At 67.3% G+C, this 4,080-nt stretch carries 2 protein-coding genes and 1 pseudogene; all 3 read left to right on the top strand.

The genetic code is table 11. The annotated features are described in order from the left end of the window. The first annotated feature begins 350 nt into the window (after positions 1-350). Positions 351-2,405, top strand: coding sequence for a CRISPR-associated endonuclease Cas1 (gene cas1, locus EUC46_RS12240; RefSeq protein WP_128774436.1), 2,055 nt, complete (start codon positions 351-353; stop codon positions 2,403-2,405). Next, positions 2,396-2,683: a CRISPR-associated endonuclease Cas2 gene (cas2, locus tag EUC46_RS12235; protein ID WP_128774435.1), complete on the top strand. Its 288-nt coding sequence runs from the start codon at positions 2,396-2,398 to the stop codon at positions 2,681-2,683. Before cas1 ends, cas2 begins: the two co-directional genes overlap by 10 nt. Before the next feature lie 134 nt (positions 2,684-2,817). Next, positions 2,818-4,080, top strand: a pseudogene (locus EUC46_RS12230) (Cas10/Cmr2 second palm domain-containing protein); the annotation flags it as partial.

Below are 4,080 nucleotides of genomic sequence, written 5' to 3'. Positions count from 1 at the left end.
AGGAATGCAGGACTGTTTAAGCACTATCCATCATCTCCCAGGCAGGCCACGCCGCAACCCCCGCACCCCCAGAACCCGCCATCACCCCAGGCCAGCCCCACAACAAACAACTTTGCCGAGCCCCTGGACCCCGATAAGCCGCCGTGAGGCAGGATGCCGGACCGCTGGCGCTCGCCGCCCCTCGCCCACCACCGCGCCCCGCTCAACCAGCCCACGGTACGCGCGCGACCGGCCTTTATCGCACAACGGGTCCCAGCGCAAGTACCAGAACTGAGGTAGTGACACGAAGGCGTATCTGTTGACAATAGGACAGATAAGGGCGTTCAAGACGAGAGGAGGACGCCTCGCCCATGCGCCGGCGCAGAACACACCTGCCACGAGCACGATCCGACACGGCCGGGCGGGCCGGCTCCCCGCCTCCCCTCAGCGGCGCCCCTCGGGGCTACTACCTGGGAGAAAAGATCCTCCCGCTCCAAAGCACCCCCGCCTTCACCGAACGCGGCGGACTCACCGAGCCGGGAAGCCTCTTCGAAACCATCACCTCCACCGAGGTCCTCGCCAAGGCCTGGAGCACCCTCCTGGCCAAGGACGCGCGAGACGGCCAACTCCAACGGGAAACCCAGGCCATCGCCGCAAACCTGGACCGCTACCTGGCCGACCTCTCCACTGAACTCAGAACCGGGACCTACATCCCCAACCCACTCACCCGAATTCCCATCCCCAAAAAGACCCCCGGTGAACGCCGGATCCTGCACGTGCCCACCATCCGCGACCGGCTCGTCGAAAGAGCCGTCGTCGACGTCATCGCTCAGCCCCTCGACCGCGTCCAATCCCCGTGCTCCTTCGCCTACAGGATCGGCCTAGGAGTCGACGACGCCGTTGACCACCTCGCCACCCTCCGAGACCACGGCAACCACCACGTCCTGCGCACTGACATAGACGAGTTCTTCCCCCACGTGCTCATCGACGACGCACTGGAGGCAATGGGGGACGTATTGGAATGCCGCCGAACACGCGACCTCATTCGCCTCATCGCCTCGCCCCGGCGGGCCCACCACGAACCGCGGGCCCGGAGCCGCGGCGTCGCCCAAGGCTCCTGCCTCTCACCCCTCCTGGCCAACCTCTCCTTCACCAGCGTGGACCTCACCATCGGCGACGCCGGATACGGATACGTGCGTTTCGCCGACGACATCGTCCTATGCGGCCCCACTCGCAGCGACGTCATAGAAGCGTTCGACACCATCCGTGTCCTCGCAGCCGCCCTCGGATTCCCACTCAATGAGGACAAGACCATGGTCACCACCTTCGACGAGGGCTTCAGCTACCTCGGAGTCGACTTCTCAGCCACCCTCCCCCAAGTCGACCCCCACCACGACGTCGACAAGCACGCCCACCCCGACAAAGTCGTCTACGTCGGCCAAGACGGCGCCCGCGTCCGCGTCTCCCGCGAGCGCCTCATAGTCGACGGCCCCACAGGACTGCCCCACGTATCCATACCCCGCCGAGCCGTCAACCGCATAGTCCTCACCGGTACTGTCGGCCTATCCGCCGGAGCCCGCTCCTGGGCGCTCTACAACGACATCGACGTCGTCTTCCTGTCCCGCCACGGCAACTACCTCGGGCAGCTCTCCGGGCCACGGTCAACAACCAGCGCCCGCCGGCTCCTGGCCCAGGCCGAACTCGCCGAGAACGATCACGCCCGCCTCCCCCTGGCGCAGGCCATTATCCGCGCCAAAATCAGGCACCAGCTCAACGTCATCCACCGGGCCGGCCGCCGTGACCGCGCCGTCGACATCACCACCACCTGCGGCCTCCTGCGGACGCTCCTAGCGGACACCGGCCACGCCGGCACCATTGATGAACTCATGGGCATTGAAGGCGCCGCCTCCACCCAGTACTTCTCCTGCCTGGCCGCCCTCGTGCCCGACGACGTCACCTTCCCCCGCCGCAGCCGCCGCCCGCCCAAAGACCTGGCCAACGCCGCCCTGTCCTACGCCTACGCCATCCTCTTAAGTGAGTGCACCGGTGCCCTCATTGCCGCCGGCCTGGAACCCTCGCTCGGGGTTCTACACGCCTCCACCGACAAGCGCCCCAGCCTCTCCCTCGACCTCATGGAGGAATTCCGCCCCCTCCTAGTAGACCGCACCGTCGTCTCACTCCTGCGCTCGCACCGCCTGCGGCCCGAGCACGCCACCGCCTCGGAGGACGGCGAGGGCATCTGGCTCAACCGTGAAGGCAAGAAAGCACTCGTCGACGGTTATGAGGCGACCCTCCAACGCCGCGTCAAAGGCGCCCTGCCCGGGTTCTCGGGCACGTGGCGCCGCCACATCCACCACGCCGCCCAGCTGCTGGGCCGAGCCATCACCGAACCCGACTACGAGTGGACCGGCGTCTCGTGGCGATAACCGTCATAGTCGCCTACGACATCGCCTCCAACACCCGGCGCGCCAAACTGGCGGCCGCACTAGAAGGGATGGGCTACCGCCTCCAGGAGTCCGTCTTCCAACTGCGGCTCAGCCCTCAGGAGCTTGACGAAGCGCGCACCACCATCACCAAGATCATCCATGAGACCGACGACGTCGTCCACCTCTACCCCCTGTGCGGCACCTGCCGGGACCGTTGCGAAGTCTATGGAACCGCACCGGCCCTCGACGACGCCGGGCTGTACCGGGGGATATGGTGAGCCGGGGCCGGCACCCCGCTCAGGCCGGCACCCCGCCGGGGCCGGGCTGTACCAGAACTAGTACCCCCAAGGCGGCGCGCGCGCCCCGGGGCGGCTGGAACACTAGTCCCGGACGCGACCCGAGGGAGCCACGAATGCACCTTGTCATGCTCGAGACCAACGGCAACCAGCGCTTTGTCTTCTCCTCCCCGCGACAACGCGAGAACATTGGGGCCTCCTACCTGCTGACCAGGCTCGCCCCATGGGCGCGCCAAGAGGCGGACAAGCAGGGTATTGAGGTCACGCCCGTCTCGGAGTCCTCCGGGAAGGTCATTGCCGTGGTCGACGGCCAAGACGACGCCCGCGCCCTCATAAGCGCGGTCACCGCCCGTGCTCTCGCCCAGGCCCCGGGCATGGACGTCTCGGGGGTCTTCATCCCCGTCGAGAACGCCGACATCACCGAGGAGGACCTCAGCCATGTTCACGCCGAGGCCGCCAGGTACGGCCTCAACCGCCCACCGGCTGAGGCGCGCTTCCCCCAAACGCCCTACCTGCGGCGCGCCCAAGACTCCGCCCTCCCCGCCGCCCCCTTCCTGGGCCTGGAAAGAAAACGCAGGGACTCCGAACGGCCATGGTCACTGACCAGCCAGGTCAAACGCGCCTGCGCCGCCGACGCCCGCCGGCGGCTCCTGAAAATAGCCCAAAACGATCCCCGCTTCGAATCCATTAAAGAACGGCTGGCACGAGACCTGCAACAACTCGAGGACGCCTTCGACTGCGACACCGCGCCTCCGGAGGCGGCGCACCAGGGCCGCACCCAACCCCAGAGCGCTCACCGCCTGTCCAAGATCGCCGTCGTCCACATCGACGGCAATGGGGTGGGCGCCATGATGAGCAGACTCGGGGAGTCCATGAGGGCGATCCCCCGCCGCGACTTCATCGCGCAGGTCCATTGCGAACCACAATCCCCCCGGGCCCTGCGACTCTTCCTCCTGAAAATCAACAAGAGCCTGGACACGGCGGTGACCACCGCCTTCCTCACCGCCTGGGCCAAGGTCGCCCAGTGGGCGGACGCCGAAAGCGAGCGCACAGGGCGCCCTCCCGCCGCCGTGCCCGTGGTCCCCATCCTCCTGGGAGGCGACGACGCCACCGTCCTCACCGAGGGCCGCTACGCCCTGCCCTTCATGGACGCCTTCCTCCAGGCCTATGAGGAGGCGACCGAGAAGGACCCGCTGCTCGGGCACCTGAGCCCCCGCGCCCGCCAAAACCGCACGCCGGCGCCAATGACCGCCTGTGGTTCCCCCCGAATCGTGGAGGGCTTCCTTATGCGGTTTTGGGCAGGCCCTGGGCCGTGTTGGTCTCGTAGTCGATGGGGCTCTGCATGTCGGCTGTGCTGTGTCGGCGGTCGTGGTTGTAGA

This window comes from Actinomyces oricola (assembly GCF_004104015.1).
Taxonomy (GTDB): Bacteria; Actinomycetota; Actinomycetes; order Actinomycetales; family Actinomycetaceae; genus Actinomyces; species Actinomyces oricola.
Note: the sequence above shows the minus strand (reverse complement) of the source record. Positions and strands in the feature narration are given on the sequence as shown.